This window comes from Luteimonas sp. A534, assembly GCF_054072805.1.
This window is the reverse complement of record NZ_JBSVRR010000002.1, coordinates 453,508-470,763: the sequence shown is the minus strand read 5'-3', so window position 1 is coordinate 470,763 and position 17,256 is coordinate 453,508. Positions and strand designations below refer to the sequence as shown.

14 protein-coding genes and 1 tRNA gene are annotated in these 17,256 nt (G+C 69.3%); 10 read left to right on the top strand and 5 right to left on the bottom strand.

Features of this window, described 5'->3' with window-relative positions; genetic code table 11:
- The first annotated feature begins 1 nt into the window (after position 1).
- The 7 genes from ACW5F0_RS06820 to ACW5F0_RS06790 all read left to right on the top strand — a co-directional run bounded on the left by ACW5F0_RS06820 (position 2) and on the right by ACW5F0_RS06790 (position 4,363).
- Positions 2 to 77 (top strand) — tRNA-Thr (locus ACW5F0_RS06820).
- Between the two features lie 32 nt (positions 78 to 109).
- The gene (gene rocF, locus ACW5F0_RS06815; RefSeq protein ID WP_456999349.1) at positions 110 to 1,033 is read left to right on the top strand and encodes an arginase; all 924 of its coding nucleotides are present in this window, start codon (positions 110 to 112) and stop codon (positions 1,031 to 1,033) included.
- Between the two features lie 138 nt (positions 1,034 to 1,171).
- Positions 1,172 to 1,327 (top strand): entericidin A/B family lipoprotein, encoded by a 156-nt coding sequence (locus tag ACW5F0_RS06810; RefSeq protein ID WP_132985662.1) that lies wholly within the window; start codon positions 1,172 to 1,174, stop codon positions 1,325 to 1,327.
- Positions 1,328 to 1,454: 127 nt separating this feature from the next.
- Positions 1,455 to 1,655 carry a CsbD family protein gene (locus ACW5F0_RS06805; RefSeq protein WP_456965716.1) on the top strand — a complete coding sequence of 67 codons (201 nt, stop codon included), beginning with the start codon at positions 1,455 to 1,457 and terminating at the stop codon, positions 1,653 to 1,655.
- A gap of 118 nt (positions 1,656 to 1,773) precedes the next feature.
- Positions 1,774 to 3,096 (top strand): tryptophan--tRNA ligase, encoded by a 1,323-nt coding sequence (locus ACW5F0_RS06800; protein WP_456999348.1) that lies wholly within the window; start codon positions 1,774 to 1,776, stop codon positions 3,094 to 3,096.
- Positions 3,093 to 3,416: a hypothetical protein gene (locus ACW5F0_RS06795; protein WP_456965718.1), complete on the top strand. Its 324-nt coding sequence runs from the start codon at positions 3,093 to 3,095 to the stop codon at positions 3,414 to 3,416. The genes ACW5F0_RS06800 and ACW5F0_RS06795 overlap by 4 nt, the downstream gene beginning before the upstream one ends.
- Complete coding sequence (locus ACW5F0_RS06790) at positions 3,413 to 4,363, top strand: MBL fold metallo-hydrolase (protein WP_456999347.1); 951 nt, start codon at positions 3,413 to 3,415, stop codon at positions 4,361 to 4,363. The genes ACW5F0_RS06795 and ACW5F0_RS06790 overlap by 4 nt, the downstream gene beginning before the upstream one ends.
- Positions 4,364 to 4,406: 43 nt before the next feature.
- On the opposite strand, the gene ACW5F0_RS06785 is transcribed toward ACW5F0_RS06790, so the two are convergent.
- The 5 genes from ACW5F0_RS06785 to ACW5F0_RS06765 all read right to left on the bottom strand — a co-directional run bounded on the left by ACW5F0_RS06785 (position 4,407) and on the right by ACW5F0_RS06765 (position 12,766).
- Positions 4,407 to 4,790, bottom strand: coding sequence for a VOC family protein (locus tag ACW5F0_RS06785; protein ID WP_456999346.1), 384 nt, complete (start codon positions 4,788 to 4,790; stop codon positions 4,407 to 4,409).
- Positions 4,791 to 4,863: 73 nt separating this feature from the next.
- Entirely contained in the window at positions 4,864 to 6,297 is a 1,434-nt protein-coding gene (locus tag ACW5F0_RS06780) for a dihydrolipoamide acetyltransferase family protein (RefSeq protein ID WP_456965722.1), read from the bottom strand.
- A gap of 147 nt (positions 6,298 to 6,444) precedes the next feature.
- Positions 6,445 to 7,452: an alpha-ketoacid dehydrogenase subunit beta gene (locus ACW5F0_RS06775; RefSeq protein ID WP_456999344.1), complete on the bottom strand. Its 1,008-nt coding sequence runs from the start codon at positions 7,450 to 7,452 to the stop codon at positions 6,445 to 6,447.
- Complete coding sequence (gene pdhA, locus ACW5F0_RS06770; protein WP_456965724.1) at positions 7,449 to 8,522, bottom strand: pyruvate dehydrogenase (acetyl-transferring) E1 component subunit alpha; 1,074 nt, start codon at positions 8,520 to 8,522, stop codon at positions 7,449 to 7,451. Before pdhA ends, ACW5F0_RS06775 begins: the two co-directional genes overlap by 4 nt.
- Before the next feature lie 566 nt (positions 8,523 to 9,088).
- Positions 9,089 to 12,766, bottom strand: a complete 3,678-nt coding sequence (locus ACW5F0_RS06765) for a Calx-beta domain-containing protein (RefSeq protein WP_456999343.1) — start codon at positions 12,764 to 12,766, stop codon at positions 9,089 to 9,091.
- A gap of 145 nt (positions 12,767 to 12,911) precedes the next feature.
- Here ACW5F0_RS06765 and ACW5F0_RS06760 point away from each other — a divergent pair, with 145 nt between their 5' ends.
- From ACW5F0_RS06760 to ACW5F0_RS06750, 3 genes are all read left to right on the top strand, one after another.
- The gene (locus ACW5F0_RS06760) at positions 12,912 to 13,787 is read left to right on the top strand and encodes a tryptophan 2,3-dioxygenase (protein ID WP_456999342.1); all 876 of its coding nucleotides are present in this window, start codon (positions 12,912 to 12,914) and stop codon (positions 13,785 to 13,787) included.
- A gap of 98 nt (positions 13,788 to 13,885) precedes the next feature.
- Entirely contained in the window at positions 13,886 to 15,424 is a 1,539-nt protein-coding gene (locus tag ACW5F0_RS06755) for an AbgT family transporter (RefSeq protein WP_456999341.1), read from the top strand.
- Positions 15,425 to 15,623: 199 nt separating this feature from the next.
- Positions 15,624 to 17,117, top strand: coding sequence for a peptide MFS transporter (locus tag ACW5F0_RS06750; RefSeq protein WP_456965266.1), 1,494 nt, complete (start codon positions 15,624 to 15,626; stop codon positions 17,115 to 17,117).
- The last annotated feature ends 139 nt before the right edge of the window (positions 17,118 to 17,256 follow it).

Genomic DNA, 17,256 nt, shown 5'->3' with positions numbered 1-17,256 from the left:
TGCCGGCATAGCTCAGCTGGTAGAGCAACCGCCTTGTAAGCGGTAGGTCGTCCGTTCGAATCGGACTGTCGGCACCACGGGAATCCCACTGTTGCCGCCGGAGGCACCCATGCCCTTTGAGTCCCAGCCTGTTTCCGTCTTCGGCGTGCCGACCGATATCGGCGCGGGGAGTCGCGGCGCATCCATGGGGCCCGAGGCGCTGCGCGTGGCGGGGCTGGTGGAAGCGCTGGTCGCGCGCGGCATCGACGCCATCGACCGCGGTGACGTCAAGGGGCCGCGCAATCCATGGCAGTCGCCGCAGGACGGCTATCGCCATCTCGATGAAGTGGTGGCATGGAACCGCGCGGTCATGGACATGACCGCCGCCGAGCTCGCCGCGGGTCGGGTGCCGGTGATGCTCGGCGGCGACCACTGCCTGGCGATGGGTTCGATCACCGCGGTCGCGCGCCACTGCAAGACCCGTGGCAAGCGCCTGCGCGTGCTGTGGCTCGACGCCCACGCCGACTTCAATACCTCCGCCATCACGCCGTCGGGCAACGTCCACGGCATGCCGGTGGCCTGCCTGTGCGGCCTGGGTCCGGACGTGCTGGTCAACCTTGGCGGCCCCGGCCCGATGATCTCGCCGTCCGACGTGCGCCAGATCGGCATCCGCTCCGTCGACGCGGCGGAGAAGCGCCTGGTGCGCGAGCACGGCCTGGACATCTACGACATGCGCTACATCGACGAAGTCGGCATGAAGCAGGTGATGGAAGAGGCGCTGGCCGGCATCGACGACGACACCCACCTCCACGTCAGCTTCGACGTCGACGTGCTCGATCCCTCCGTCGCCCCGGGCACCGGCACCCGCGTGCCCGGTGGCCTCGACTACCGCGAGGCGCAGTTGATGATGGAAATGCTCGCTGACGCCGGCGGTGCGGATTCGCTCGACGTGGTCGAAGTGAACCCGGCGCTGGACAAGCGCAACCGCACCGCGCGCCTGGCCGTCGACCTGGTGGAAAGCCTGTTCGGAAAGTCGACCCTGATGCGCGACTGAGCCTGCAGGATGAATGGAGACCCGCGCTGCGGCGGGGCCTTGCGCTGATTCAACGCGGATTTCACCTGCGGCCACGTTTCATGTCCCTGACCGCGGGCGAGATCCGCCCGTGGCACCGACCACCATTGGAGAGTCGCCATGAAGCGCATTGCAATCCTGATCCTGATCTCGATGTTCTCGGCCGGCATGCTGAGCGCCTGCAATACCGTCGCGGGTGCCGGCAAGGACGTGCAGAAGGTCGGCGAGAAGGTCGAAGACGCCGCGGACGACACCGGCGCCACCGACCCGCGCTGAACGCCTGCTCATTGAAGTGAAGGTCCACGCAACGAAATCTTGACCGCGTCACGATGCCCGCGTTGGCAGGATGGAATCCGATGCATCGCTCAGCGGTGATCGACTCCCCCAACCAACGAGGTAAGCCATGAACAAGGACATCATTTCCGGCAAGTGGACCCAGCTCAAGGGCAAGGCGCAGGCCAAGTGGGGCGACCTGACCGATGACGTCTTCGATGTTGCCGAAGGCAACGGCGAATACCTGACCGGAAAGCTGCAGGAGCAGTACGGCTGGGAGCGTGACCGCGCCGAGCGCGAGGTGCGGGACTTCGAGAAGACCCTCAACTGAGGCGTGATGCCATCTGACACGACGGGCCGGCACTTGCCGGCCCGTCGTGTTTCCGGGGCACGGCGACAAATCCGTGGCGGGGCTAAAATGGGCCGTTCCCTACTTTTCCGGCCCCTGAATGAGCCTTCGCGTCCTTACCGGCATCAAGCCCACCGGCGTTCCCCATCTTGGCAACTACGTGGGCGCCATCCGCCCCGCGGTGGTCGCGAGCGAGGCGCCGGGCGTGGAAAGCTTCTTCTTCCTCGCCGACTACCACGCCCTGATCAGCACCCAGGATCCGCTGCGCGTGCAGCGCTCGACGCTGGAGGTCGCGGCCAGCTGGATGGCCTGCGGGCTGGATCCGGAGCGGGTCGCCTTCTACCGCCAGTCCGACGTGCCGGAAACCACCGAGCTCACCTGGCTGCTGACCTGCGTGGCCGGCAAGGGCCTGCTCAACCGCGCGCATGCGTACAAGGCCGCGGTCGATCGCAACCGCGGCGAAGGCGAGGACGACGACGCCGGCGTGACCGCGGGCCTGTACATGTACCCGGTGCTGATGGCCGCCGACATCCTGCTGTTCAACGCCAACAAGGTGCCGGTGGGTCGCGACCAGGTGCAGCACATCGAAATGGCGCGCGACTTCGCGCAGCGCTTCAACCACCTCTATGGCGAACACTTCACCCTGCCCGAGGCGGCGGTGGAGGCGCAGGTGGCGACGCTGCCGGGCCTGGACGGCCGCAAGATGTCCAAGAGCTACGACAACGTGATCCCGCTGTTCGCGCCGCGCGAGCAGCTGCGCAAGCTGGTGTTCTCGATCGTCACCGACTCGCGTGCCCCAGGTGAACCGAAGGACACCGAGGGCTCATCGCTGTTCCAGCTGTACCAGGCCTTTGCCGACTCCGGTGAAACCGCGGCGATGCGCAAGGCCTACGCCGAAGGCATCGCCTGGGGCGAGGCCAAGGAGCGCCTGTTCGAACGCATCGATGCCGAACTCGCGCCGCTTCGCGAGCGCTACGAGGCGCTGGTGGCTGATCCCGCCGACATCGAGCGCGTGCTGCGCGCGGGCGGACAGCGCCTTCGCGAGCAGCAGGCCGCCCCGTTCCTGTCGCGCCTGCGCGAAGCGGTAGGCCTGCGCGACCTGGGAACGCGGACGGACGTTGGAAGCAACGCTGCCGCCGCTGCCCCGGCGCCGCCGGTGTTCAAGCAGTACCGCGAGGCCGACGGTCACTTCCACTTCAAGCTGGTCGATGGCGATGTCCTGCTGCTGCAGGGCGACGGCCATGCATCGCCGCGCGACGCGGGTCGCATCGTCGCCCGCCTGAAGTCGGGCGGGACGGCTCCGCGCGTCGACGCCTCCGGGCGCGTCTGGCTCGATGACGCGGCAGTCGGTTGGCTGGGCGAAGGCGTCGACAGCGCTGTGCTGCTGCGCGCGCTGCAGCGCTTTGCCGAGGAAGCGGCATGAATCCGCTGTTCGAGGCCAACCTCACGCTGATCCTGTTCCTGCCGTGGTTCCTGATCCTGGCCGTGTTGTTCTGGATGTACCCGCGGCAGCCGCGCGGCCTTGCGCGGCGGCTCTACGATCTCGTCGCGCTGCTGCTGTCGCTGGGCGTGTTCGTGGCGAGCCTGTACTGGCTCCAGGACATCGCCGATCCCGCACATGGGCGCATGTGGCAGCACATCCTCACCACCGCAGCCGGATACGGCGTGTTCCTGGGCGCGATGCTGGTCGCCTTCATCCTGCGTGCGCTGCTGTTCCGCACGCCGGGCGCCCCGCAGGCGTGAGCGACGGCGTCACCATCGTCGACACCGGATTTGGCGGGCGGCCGGCGTTCTGCGCCGCCTACCTGCTGGTGGAAGCGGGACGCGCAGCCTTCATCGACTGCGGCACCCTGCACAGCGTGCCGAACATGCTGGCGGCGTTGGACGCGGCCGGCCTGTCGCGCGATGCCGTCGACTACGTCATCGCCACCCACGTCCACCTCGACCACGCCGGCGGCGCGGGCGCGCTGCTGCGCGAGCTGCCTGCGGCGCGGCTGGTGGTGCATCCACGCGGCGCGCCGCACCTGGTTGATCCGGAAAAACTCATCGCCAGCGCACGCCAGGTCTACGGCGATGCGCTGTTCGAACAGGCCTACGGAGGCCTGGTGCCCGCACCGGCGGAGCGCGTGGTCGAGGCCGCCGACGGCGAGGTGCTCCAATTGGGCGGCCGGCCGCTGCTGCTGGCGCACACGCCCGGCCATGCCCTGCATCATCTTTCGGTGTGGGACGAGCGCAGCCGCGCCTGGTTCACCGGCGATGTCTTCGGCACTTCCTACCGCGAGTTCGACGTCGGCGGGCGGCCGTTCGCGATCCCGACCACCTCGCCGGTGCAGTTCGATCCGGAGCAGATGAAGGACTCCATCCGGCGCTTGCTGTCGGCGCGGCCCGAGGTTTGCCACGTCACGCATTTCGGCGCCATACGAGGCGACGTGCAGCGCGTCGGCCTGCGGCTGATCGAGCAGGTGGACGCGATGGTTGCGCTGGCGCAGTTCCTCGCCGACGCGCCCGACGGCCACGAAGCCCTGAAGCAGGCGCTCACCAGGCTCTGCGTCGACCGCGCCCGTATCCACGGCGTGGCCGAGCCCGAGCGCCTGGTGCCGGAACTGCTGGCCATGGACATCGAGCTCAACGCACAGGGCCTGGCCGTGTGGCTGGAGCGGGAACGGAAGAAGGCACGGGCGGCCGGCTAGCTGCGCGGGGCCCGACAGCAACCGGCCCGTCATCCGGTCGCGCTCAATCCCAGGCGTTGGGTTCGGCGCGCGCGCCCGGATTGTCCATCGGCACCACGCAGAAGCGCTGGCCGTCCGGCGCTTCCATCACCCACCAGCGCTTGATGAAGGCGATCCGGGTCGCGCCCAGGGCTTCAAGCCGCGCGACCTCGGCGTCGATGTCGTCGGTTTCGATGTCCAGGTGCACGCGCGAAGGATGTTCGACCTCCTGTACTTCGACGTGCAGGTTGCCGGGCGCGCCGCCGAGCTCGGCGTAGCGGCCGGTGCCGCCCGAGTCCGGGTCGGCGATGGGCAAGCCCAGGGCGCCGCTCCAGAACGCGGCGGAGGCGGCGAGGTCATCGCCGCGGGAATCGATGATGAATCCTGCAAGTCGGCTGCGGTGGGCCATGTCGGCACTCCGGGCGGGAGCGGTCGATCCTCCGCCCGGAGCGTGGGCGGCGGCAAGTGCCGCCGCCGGTACGTCAGTGCGCCAGTGCCAGGTCGTCCAGCAGGGCCTTCAGGAAGCGGGCGGCCTCGCCGCCGGTGGCGGCGCGGTGGTCGAAGGTCAGCGAGATCGGCATCCGGCGGTGCACTTCGATGCCACCGATCACCGCGACCACGTCCTGGCTCAGTTTGCCCGCGCCGACGATGGCCACGCAGGGCGGCACCACGACGGGCGTCGCGTAGCGGCCGGCGAACATGCCGAAGTTGGACAGGCTGATGGTGTAGCCCGACAGCTCGCTGGCCGGGATGCTGCGGTCCTCGACCTGCTGGCGCAGACGCTGGATGGCCGAGCGCACGCCGCCGGCATCGAGCACGTCGGCGTTGCGCAGGGCCGGCACGAACAGGCCGTCCTCGGTGTCCACGGCGATGCCGATATCCACCTGCGGATGCATGGTGCGGGTCAGGCTCTCGCCGTCGAACCAGGCGTTGAGCGCGGGCACGGCCTTGGCCGCCACGCAGATCGCACGGATCAGGCGCGCGGTGATGTCCTGCTTGCCCACCCAGCCGTGGAGGTCGGCATCGTCGACCAGGGTGGTCGGCACGACCTGGGCGTGCGCGGCGGCCATGACGCGCGCCATGTTGCGGCGCACGCCCTTGAGCTGCTCCGGCTGGCCGCTGGCGGTGACGCCCGGCGGCTGGGTGCGCATCGGCTTGCCGCTCGCGGACAGCGCGGTGCGATCGCCGGCGGCACGGCCGGCGGCTGCGCCTGCCCCTGCTCCTGTGGGAGCGGCCATGGCCGCGATCGGCGGTGCGGTATTCGCGGCTGTAGCCGCTCCCACAGAAGCCGCGGCACCCATGGGGGCGCTGCCGTCGGCGGCGGCGCGCTTCACGTCGGCCATGGTCACGGTGCCGTCGGTGCCGGTGCCGCGCACGCGGCCGAGGTCGACCTTGAGCTTGCGCGCCTGGGCCCGCACGGCGGGCATGGCGCGCACGCCGCCCACGGCCACGGCCTGCTCGCTGCGCACGGCGTCCGACGACTGCATGGCGCCGACCACGGTACCGCTGTCGCTGCGCTCGCCGCCGGCCTCGCCGCCCTCGCTGATCGCGCCGCCGTCATCGGACGCCACGACCTTGTCGTCGGGCGCCGGGTCCTGGCTGCCAACGCCGTGCCCGCCACCGCCATGGTGGTGCCCGGTGTCCTGCCCCTCGGCACGCTGCGGCTGGTCGGGATCGATCTCGAACTCGGCCAGCATCGCGCCGGTGATGACGATGTCGCCGGCGGCGCCGGCGAGCCTCAGCACCTTGCCCGAGACCGGCGAGGGCACCTCGACCACGGCCTTGGCGGTTTCCATCGACACCAGGTTCTCGTCCAGGCGGATCGTGTCGCCCACCTTGACGAACCATTCGACGATGGTGGCGTCGGGCAGGCCCTCGCCCAGGTCGGGGAGATGGAAGGTCTTCTTGTCAGCCATGGCGTCCTCGGAATCCGGTGCTCGCTGGAGCGGTTGCATGCGTGTCGCGGGCGCGTTGCGTGGTCGGTGGCGCGGCCGCATCGGTAGGTCTTGCAGCGCGCGGCCCGGGGGCCGCTCGCAGCTTGCGTGCGCGGGGTGGTGCGGGCCTCAGCCCGCGGCCATTGCCCGCTTTGCCGCCGCGACGATCTTCTCGACGCTGGGCAGGTACTTCATTTCAAGCCGGAACAGCGGGATGTGCGTGTCGTAGCCGGTGACGCGCTCGACCGGCGCCAGCAGGTCGTACATGCACTCCTCGGCCAGGCGCGCGGCGATCTCGCCGCCGAAGCCCGCGGTCTTGGGCGCCTCATGCACGATCACGCAGCGGCCGGTCTTGGCCACGGATTCGGCGATGGTGTCGAAGTCCAGCGGCGTGAGCGTGGCGACGTCGATGACCTCGGCGCTGATGCCGTCCTTTGCCAGCGCCTCGGCGGCTTCAAGCGTCTCCTTGACCTGCGCGCCCCAGGTCACCAGGGTCACATCGGTGCCATCGCGCAGCACGAAGCACACGTCCAGCGGCAGGGCCTCGCCGTCGTCGGGCACGAGTTCCTTGTACTGGCGGTAGATGCGCTTGGGCTCCATGAAGATGACCGGATCCTCTTCGCGGATCGCGGCCAGCAGCAGGCCGTAGGCGCGCGCGGGCGACGATGGCAGCACCACGCGCAGGCCCGGGACATTGGTGAACAGCGCCTCGTTGGCCTCGGAGTGGTGTTCCGGCGCGCGGATGCCGCCGCCCCACGGCACGCGCAGCACCATCGGGCAGGTCAGGCGGCCGCGGGTGCGGTAACGGAAGCGCGCGGCGTGGCAGATGATGTGGTCGAGCATCGGGTAGACGAAGCCGTCGAACTGGGCTTCCGCCACCGGCTTCATGCCCTGCGCGGCCATGCCGACGGTCAGGCCGGCGATCGTGGTCTCGTCGAGCGGGGTGTCGATCACGCGCAGGTCGCCGAACTCGGCCTGCAGGCCGGCGGTGGCGCGGAACACGCCGCCGTTGACGCCGACGTCTTCGCCCAGCACCACGACGGAGGCGTCCTGGCGCATCTCGTAGGCCAGCGCCTGCGTGATCGCTTCGATCAGGGTGATCGCGGCCGGTGCCGCGTCCTTCCCCACGGCGCTCACGAACGCTTCTCCAGCGCGATGGCGGCAGCACGCTGCGCGAGCAGGTCCTGCGGCGGGTCGGCGTAGAGGTAGTCGAACATCGCTTCCACGGGCTGCACCTTGCTCTCCAGGTAGGCGTTGATTTCCACGTCGACCATGCGGCCGCATTCCTCGACCCAGGCCTTTTCCTGCGCCTCGTCCCAGGCGCCCTGGGCGGTGAGCCAGGTGCGCAGGCGGGTCATCGGGTCGCGCGTCCAGGCGTCCTTGACCTCGGCTTCGTCGCGGTAGCGGCGGGCGTCGTCGGCGGTGGTGTGGTCGTGCAGGCGGTAGGTCATGAACTCGATCACGCTGCCGCCGCCGCCCGAGCGCGCGCGCTCCATGGCGCGGCGCATGCCCTCGAGCACGGCGAACAGGTCGTTGCCGTCCACCTGCAGGCAGTGCAGGCCGCCGGCCAGGCCCTTCTGGGCCAGGGTCTTGGCGCCGGTCTGCGCGGAGCGCGGCACGGAGATCGCCCAGCCGTTGTTGATGATGCACTGGATGAAGGGCAGGGCGTAGGCGCCGGCGGAGTTGATCGCGGCGTAGGTGTCGGTCTTCGACGAGCCGCCGTCGCCACAGCAGGTCACGGCCACGCGGTCTTCGCCGCGGAGCTTGAACGCCAGCGCCGAACCCGCGGCGTGCAGGCACTGGGTGGCGATCGGCACGCACCAGGGGAAGTCGTGCTTCGGGCCGCTGAAATCGTTGCCACGCTCGTCGCCGCCCCAGTACATCAGGACGTCGCGCGGCTTCACGCCGCGCATGAACTGCGCGCCGTACTCGCGGTAGCTGGGGGCGAACACGTCTTCGGGACGCATCGCGGCGCCGATGCCGATATGCGTGGCCTCGTGCCCCAGGCAGGCGGCGTAGGTGCCGAGCTTGCCGGTGCGCTGCAGCGCGATCGCCTTGGCGTCGAAGGTGCGCACCAGCAGCATCTGCTTGAACAGCGGCAGGATTTCAGCCGCCGAGGGCGCTTCGGGCGGCAGGTCAGCCACCAGGGTGCCGTCCGGGCCAAGGTACTGGAGGTATTCGATTTCGAAGGTCGCGACAACGCTCATGCGGGCACGTGCTCGGTCATCCACGGGAGCCGGACATGATACCCGGCCGGCATTCGCGGTTCGTTGCGCGGTGCGGCAAGCCGCGGAGGGCGCGGATTCCGGGAGCCCGCAAAAAAAGAGGTTCATCTCCCAAGTCCGGGGAAGCCGCTTCGACGAGGAGTGCCTGCTTCTTTCGCTATGCCTCACCGTGACCTGGAGGGCCCCGCCGCGGCCGGGAGGCCTTCGCGGCTCATGTCCCCCGGCATCCGCCTGGCGGCGAATGCCTCCTCCTTTACTTCCCCGCGAAGGCCTCCCGGCCACGACGGGGCTCGGCTTCGGCTGCAGATGTGCGAGATCCCGGGCTTTGCTCCCGGGCCACCGCGTACTGCTGCGAACCGGGGGCCAAGGCCCTTGAGAGCGAAGTCAAGGAGGAGGCGATGGCCGCAGGCCAGCGCCGGGGGACATGAGCGCTCAAGGGCCTTGGCACCCGGCACCCGCGCTATCGCGCCATTCCCTCAGTTGGGAGAAGAACCAAAAAGAGAGCGCGGCCTGGGCCGCGCTCCGGGTAGGGTAGGGCTATAGGCGACTCAGCGGCCGCTGATCCCCTTCACCGTCTTCGACGCCACGTTGTCCTGCGGAGCCGGGTCGTTCGCCGCGGACGCGGCGCTGGCCTCGATCCTGTAGGACGGCGGCATCATCCTGCCGCCCGTGTCGACCACGACATCGAACAGCGCCTCGTCGCCGCTGGCCAGGCTTGCGCTCTTGTCCATGGTGCAGTTGGCAAGGAACGTTGCCCGGGCGGCCACGGCGCAGGTCCAGCCCGCAGGGACCTCGATGGTCGTGCGCGCCGCCTGGCTGGTGGACGCGATCGCCACGATCGCGGCCGGCGCCGGGGCCGGGCCGGAGTTGCCGACCAGGACGGACACCACCGACGGCGACGCCTTGACGAAGGTCGCGCTGCCGCCCAACACCACCGAGAGGTCGGCGCTGGCGTCAACGGCGATGGCTGCGCTGCCGCTGTCGTTGCCCGGCTCCGGGTCTTCGGTCTGCGAGGTGGTCGCCGCGCTGAGGGTGATGGTCGAACCTGCGGCCGATATCGGCGCCGTCGCGGTGACGGTGAACGCGGCCGTGGATCCACTGGCGAGCGTGTCCGCGGTGCAGGCAGCCGTGGTCTGGCCGCCGCCCACCGTGCGCGGTTCGCAGGTCCAGCCCGTCGGGGCGCTGACCGCGAGGTCCAGCAGTTCGGCATCCACGGCGAGGCCCATGCCCGGGAACTCCGCCGCGTCGGGGCCGGCATTGGCGGCCGCGACCGCCCACGTCATGGTGCCGGCCACCGGCACCGAAGGCTGCGGCGCGGTCACCACGGCGCTCATGTCCGCGAACTGCAACGCGTTCAGCCTGAGCATCAGCACCGACGGATCGTGGTCGGACAGGCGTGCGGCGCTGTTGGCGTCGTTGCGCGCGGTCTCCGGGAAGTCGGCATTGAGGCGTGCGTGGCTGATGGTCCAGGAGTTGCCCAGAGGCGAAGTCAGCGTCGCCTGGTTCACCAGGATGTGGTCGAGCGACTGGGCGTTGTTTTCGAACACGAACGAGTAGCGCTCGGAGGGCTCGAGCACAAGCGTGGCGTTGACGAGGTCCGGTTCGACCAGGTCGGCGCCGTCGCCGTTCACCGCGGTGCTGTCGTCGTCCGAAGGCGCGCCGGTGACGGTGCCCATGATGTCCGCATAGCCGTCGTTGAACTCGAAGGCATTGAAGTCGCCCAGCACCACGATGTTGCGCGCGGGATCCGCGTCCTGCATGTCCTGCAGCATCCCGGCGAGGAACTCCGCCTGGCGCTGGCGCTTCTGGCGCACGCGGTCGCCGAGGGTGCCGGTGCCGGCCGGGTCTTCGCTGTTGACGCCGTTGAGCGAACGCTGGTGCACCGTGACCACGGTGACCGGCAGCGCGCGGCCGTCGACGAAGTTCACCACGGCATCGAGCACCAGTGGCGGACGATCGTTGAGCAGGCTGCTGGCCCCCGTGCCCTCGTAGATCCAGGCGGTGTCGGCCCCGACCTGCTCGACGGAGAGCACGTCCACGCGGGGCAGGGCGGCATCGATCTCGCCGGCCTTGACCAGGAAGCCGACGTCGATGCCGCCGACGTCGTTGCCCTCCATGAGGTAGGCGATGTAACCCGGATCCGGGTCGCCCAGGGCGACCGCGTCGGCATTGATCTTCGTGGCCAGCGCGTGCAGCGCGTTCAGGTTCTCGACTTCGCTCACGCCGATGACGTCGGGCGAGTGCATGAAGGCGCGGATGCCCAGCGAGGCCTTGTTGAGGCGGGTGGCGAAGGCATCCTGCGTCAGCACGGGTTCGCTGATGCCGGGATCGTTCACCGTGTCGAAGAAGCGCTGCAGGTTGTAGGTCGCGAACGTGGCGTGGTCCGGGCTGGGCAGCACGGAACCGCGCGGCTGGTCGAGGCCGTCGCACTGCATGTCCAGCGCGCTTTCCGGATACACGGTGTAGCGGCGGAAGGTGTAGTCCAGCGGGCCGGTGAGCGTGTCGTTGACGATGCGGCAACCGGCGGCCACGTTCGCCTGGGGCGCACCGATGGTGTCGCTGTCCACCGCGATCACTTCGGGGTTGAAATCCCAGCGCGGGATGTCGATGGCGGTGGTGCCGCTCGGGTCCGGATCGGGCACCTGGATGCCGGCTTCGCGCAGCGGACGCTCCACGCCGGCCGCGACCACGGCGAACTGGCCGTTGCTGGTGGCGGTGGCGTTGACTTCGCTGGTGTTGCCGCGGGTCGGGGCCACCACGCGCGCGTCGGGGATGGTGACGCGCATGCCCTCATAGCGCTCGAGCTGGTCGAGGTCGCCGTCGGGGAGCGTGTCCGCGGCGGCGATCACCACCGGTGCCGGCAGTGCGTGCCCGGTGGAGAGCTGGGTGACGGTCGCGAAGCTGAGCTCGGTCATCGGCAGCTGGTACGGGTCCGCGGCGGGGATGTACTCCAGCACCGTGGCCTGCACGCGCACGTGGTTGCCGACAGCCGCTTCCGGACCGGGCGCGCCGGCGGTGAAGACGAACATGCCCTCGGAGGTCGCGTCGTTGCCGTCGTCCTGGCCATCGGGCGTCTGCATGAAGAAGCCGTTGTTCTTGCGCGCGGTGACGATGCCGCTGGTGACCACCTCGGTGCCGTCGTAGGGCGAGGTGGCGCCGTCGCCCTGGATGGCCGAGATCGGCAGCACGGTGAAATCGTCGTTGACGATGGTGCCGGTGCCGACGAGTGAGCCCTCGGCCGCGCCGGTGATGCCCGACAGCACCAGGGTGAAGGTCTCGTCGGGCTCGACCGCGGTGTCGCCGATCACGGTGACCGACAGGGTCGCGGAAGTTTCGCCCGCGATGATCGAGGTGGTGCCGCTCTTGGCGAAGTAATCCTCGCCCGCGGTCGCGCTGCCGTCGGCGGTGGCGTAGTTGAACGTGACGCCGCCGGCGCCCGCCGGCCTGCTCAGGCTGACGTCGAAGAACAGCTCCGTGGTGCCCGCGTCGCCCTCGACCACGCTGGCGTTGCCGATGCCGATCACCGGGTCGCCGCTGGTGGCGCCGGCGGCCACGACGATGTCGTCGATGCCGATCCACTCGTCGCTGCCGACCGCGTCGGTGGTCATGATCCGCAGTTCGACCAGCGCCTGGTTGTCGACCGCCGCCGGCAGGGTCACCGAGACCGGCGTCTCCATGGTCTGCGCCGGCCCCGCGCTGGCGTCGGCCACGAAGGCCTCGGGCACGTTGGTGAAGTTGCCGCTGCCGCCGACGCGGTAGTGCAGCGCGACCGGCTGCACCGAATTGTCGTTGTTGCCGTCGACGTCGCGCAGCAGGTAGGACATCTGGATGCCGCTGGCACCGCGGGTGTCGAGATGGAGCTTGAGGTACGGCGCGCGCGCGCTGCCGCTGCCCTGCATGGCGACCACCGGGTTGGCGATTTCGAACTCGGCCACGCCGCCGTTGGTGATCGTGGTGTTGACCTGGTTCGCGATCACGTTGACGGTGCCGGAGGCGTCAGGCGCCAGGATCGTCTGCGGATCCACCCCGGTCCCGCCGGCCAGGCCGGCGCCGTTGTAGCCGACGATGCCCGGCACGTTCGACCAGGTGTTGTTCGCGCTGATCAGGGTGGTGTCTGTCCAGTCCTGCGCGAAGGGCAGGATCTGCGGCGTGTCGTCGGCGTGCGCGGCGCCCATGGTGGCGGTCAACGCGAAGACGAGCGCCAAGCGGTGCGGAAGCGGTTGCATATGGCGATTTCCCCAAGGTGTTCGGCGCGGCCCCCGCCGCGACTGGCCGATTGTGCCCCAAGCCTGCTGCAGGCGGGTGACAGCCCGCGCAACCCCGGGTGGGGCCGCGACTCGCCTGCTGCCCGCCCTGCGCTACCCTTCACGGATGAGCATCGAAGACAACGAACGTGCCCTCGAGGCCGGCATCCACACCGAGCTGTCCGGGCGCCTGACCTATGGCGGCTACCTGCAGCTCGACCGCCTGCTTTCGGCGCAGCAGCCGGTCTCGGACCCGCCGCACCACGACGAGATGCTGTTCATCATCCAGCACCAGGTCTCGGAGCTGTGGCTGAAGCTGCTGGTGCATGAGCTCCAGGCCGCCGTCGGGCACCTGCGCGAGGGCCGGCTGGACCGCTGCCAGAAGATCTTCGCGCGCTGCAAGGGCGTGCTGCGCCAGCTGACCGCGATGTGGTCGGTGCTGGAGACCCTCACGCCGTCCGAGTACGCGGAGTTCCGCGACCTGCTGGGGCCGTCATCGGGCTTCCAGTCGGCCCAGTACCGCACCGTGGAATTCCTGCTCGGCAACAAGAATCCCGGGATGCTGAAGGTGTTCGCCCACGACCCGGCGGCCCAGGCGATGCTGCGCAGCGCGCTGGAATCGCCCAGTCTCTACGACGAGGCGCTGCGCTACCTCGACCGGACCGGCCACGCCATTCCGGCGCGGCACCTGGAGCGCGACTGGACGCGGCCGCACGTGATGGACCCCGACCTGATGCCGGTGTTCGAGCGCATCTATCGCGACACCGCGGCGGACTGGGAGGCCTATCACCTGTGCGAGGACCTCGTGGACCTGGAGACCGAGTTCCAGCTCTGGCGCTTCCGCCACATGCGCACCGTGATGCGCATCATCGGCTTCAAGCGCGGCACCGGCGGCTCCAGCGGCGTGGGCTTCCTGAAGCAGGCGTTGGAGCTGACTTTCTTCCCGGAACTGTTCGAAGTGCGCACCCGCATCGGCGGCTCGCCCGCCGACGCCGCGTACTGAGCCCGCGAGCTGCCTGCTAGCATCCGCCCCTGATTTCGCAGGGGGATTCCCGAATGATGCAAGCAGGACCGGAGGCGGCCATCGCCCCGCGTGGTGCCATGGCACGTGCCCTCGACGCCATCGAGCGCGTCGGCAACCGTCTTCCTGATCCGGCGGTGCTGTTCCTGCTGCTGATGCTCCTGGTCTGGGGGCTGTCGTGGGCGCTGTCGGGCATCGACTTCGCCGCCATCGACCCGCGCAGCGGCGAGCCGGTCCGCATCGTCAACCAGCTCGCCGGCGAATCGCTCACCGCCTTCATGGCGAACATGGTCAGCGTGTTCCTCGGCTTCGCGCCGCTCGGCGTGGTGCTGGTGGCCATGCTCGGCCTGGGCGTGGCGGAGCACACCGGCTTCATCAACGCCGCCCTCCGCCGCGCGCTGTCGGTGACGCCCAAGCAGCTGCTGACCCCCGCCCTGGTGGCGGTGGCGGTGCTCAGCCACGTCGCGGTCGATGCCGGCTACGTGCTGGTGATCCCGCTGGGCGGCGTGATCTTCTACGCCGCCGGCCGTCATCCGCTGGCCGGCATCGCGGCGGCGTTCTGCGGCGTGTCGGGCGGATTCTCGGCGACGCTGATCGTGCCTTCGTCGCTCGATCCGCTGCTGGCGGGCTTCACCCAGGAGGCGGGGCGCATCCTCGATCCGCTGCTGGTGGTGAATCCGCTCAACAACTGGGTGTTCACCACCGCCTCGTCGCTCCTGATCATCGCCATCGGCTGGTTCGTCACCGACCGCATCGTCGAGCCGCGACTGGCACGGATGAAGGTCGATGGCGACACCAGCGAGCTGCCGACCATGGAACCGCTGACCGCCGCCGAGCGCCGTGGCCTGGGCTGGGCGCTGGCGGCGATGGCGGTGGCCGGCGTGCTCTTCGCGCTGAGCCTGTGGCCCGAGACCAGCCCCTGGCGCGCGGCGCCCGAGGTGGTCCCCGCGGGCAGCCATCCGCTGCTGGTGGCCGCGGCGCCGGTGATGCGCTCGATCGTGGCCCTGATCTTCGTGTTCTTCCTGCTGCCCGGCGTGGTCTACGGCTGCATCGCCGGCACCGTGAAAAGCCATCGCGACGTGATCGCGGCGATGACCAGGTCGATGTCCGGCATGGCCTATTACATCGTCATCGCCTTCTTCATCGCCCAGTTCCTGGCCGGATTCAACGGCTCGGGCCTGGGTACGCTGCTGGCGGTGGAGGGTGCCGACTTCCTCAAGGCCCTGGGCCTGCCGATGTGGATGACCATCATCGGCCTGATCCTGATGACGGCCATCGTCAACCTGTTCATCGGCTCGGCCTCGGCCAAGTGGGCGCTGCTGGCGCCGATCATGGTGCCGCTGATGATGCAGCTGGGCGTGTCGCCCGACCTGACCCAGGCCGCGTACCGCGTCGGCGACTCGATGACCACCATCCTGACGCCGCTGATGCCGTATTTCCCGCTGATCGTGGTGTTCTGCCAGCGCTACGTGTCTTCGGCGGGCATCGGCACGCTGGTGTCCATGATGATCCCGTATTCGGTGGCCCTGTCGGTGCTGTGGACGCTCTTCCTGCTGGCGTTCTGGGCCTTCGACATCCCGCTGGGCGTGGGCGCGAGCTACGTCTACCCGGCCGGCTGAGCCGGGAGGTCCCTGCCCCCGTGGGCGGGCCCGGTTCCCAAGGATGCCCAGTCCGGGATAAGTTCGCGCTCGAAGCGACCGGCGAAAGCGCGGCCGTGGCGCCGCCGGAGCCCGCGGGTCGGGATGGGCGGAAGTGCGATCCATCCAACGGGGAGTCACCACGATGAATTCGAACCGCGTCGAGCCCGCCGGGCCGGGCATGGAGAAGCCCGCGGGCGGCTCCGCCATTCCGGAGTTTGCCCAGGTCATGGGCCATCCGCGTCCGCTGTGGATGCTGTTCATGACCGAGTTCTGGGAGCGCTTCGCCTTCTACGGCATGCGCTGGGCGCTGGTGCTGTACATCGTGGCGCAGTTCTACAACGGCGACGCCACAGGCGAAGCGCCCGCGAGCCAGCTGTACGGTGCCTACCTGGCGCTGGTGTACGCGGCGGCGATCTTCGGCGGCTACGTCGCCGACAAGCTGATCGGCTACCAGCGCGCGATCCTGCTGGGCGCGATCTTCATGGCCGCGGGCCTGTTCCTCATCACCATGCCCAGCGAGCAGTGGCTGAAGCTCGGCCTGGCCACGGTGATCGTCGGCAACGGCCTGTTCAAGCCGATCATCTCGACCATGGTCGGCAAGCTGTACGCGAGCGATGACCAGCGTCGCGATTCCGGCTTCACCATCTTCTACATGGGCATCAACATGGGTGCGTTCATCGCGCCCATCCTCACCGGCTGGCTGGCCGAGAAGGTGTTCGGCGCCGACGGCATGCCGGCCTACAAGGTGGTGTTCATCGCGTCGGGCATCGGCATGCTGCTCAGCCTGGTGTGGTTCTGGTTCGGCCGCAGCCAGCTCAAGGGCATCGGCGCCGCGCCGGCGGATGCGCCGGGTCTCGGTCGCGTGCTGGTCGTGGCGGTCGGCGCGCTGGTCGCGATCCCGGTGTTCTACCTGCTGCTGACCATCGACGCCGGCGTGCTCAACTGGATCCTGCTGGCGCTGTTCGTGGTGCCCGCGATCATGCTGCTGGTCGAAGGCATCCGCGAGGGCTCGCGGCAGCGCGACATGGTGATCGCGATGCTGATCATCTTCGGCTTCAACGTGCTGTTCTGGATGTTCTTCGAGCAGGCCGGCAGCTCGTTCAACTTCCTGGCGCAGAACATCGTCGACCGCGACCTCAACGGCTGGATCTTCCCGGTGGGCTGGTTCCAGTCGGTGAACTCGATCGCGATCATCACCCTGGCGCCGGTCCTGGCCTGGCTGTGGGTGGCCATGGGCCGCGCGAACCCGTCGATCCCGCGCAAGTTCGGCCTCGGCCTGATCTTCAACGGCCTGGCGTTCCTGCTGCTGGTGTTCGCGCTGTCGAACCTGGTGGACCCGGCGTCGCTCAAGATCCCGTTCTGGACGCTGTTCATGGTCTATGTCATCCAGTCGGTGGGCGAGCTGTGCCTGTCGCCGATCGGCCTGTCGATGACCACCAAGCTGGCACCGGCCAAGTTGACCGGCCTGGCGATGGGCGGCTGGTTCCTGTCGATCGCGATCGGCAACAACCTGTCGGGGATCTTCGCCTCGAGCGTCAGCGGCGAGGGCGGCATGACGGTCGCCTCGGCGCAGGCGGGCTACACCTTCGGGTTCTGGGCGCTGCTTGGCGCGGGCGTGGTGCTGCTGCTGATCGCGCCGCTGATCCAGCGCCTGATGCACGGGGTGAAGTAGGCCCGACGCGCCAGGCGCAGGCTCCGGACGGCGGCCTTCGGCCGCCGTTCGCGTTCTCGACATCGCGTTCAGCTTCCATGCTGGCGCCGCAGTGCGGTAAGTTGGCGGATTCGGCCCGTCGCAACGCGGGCGTAATCCA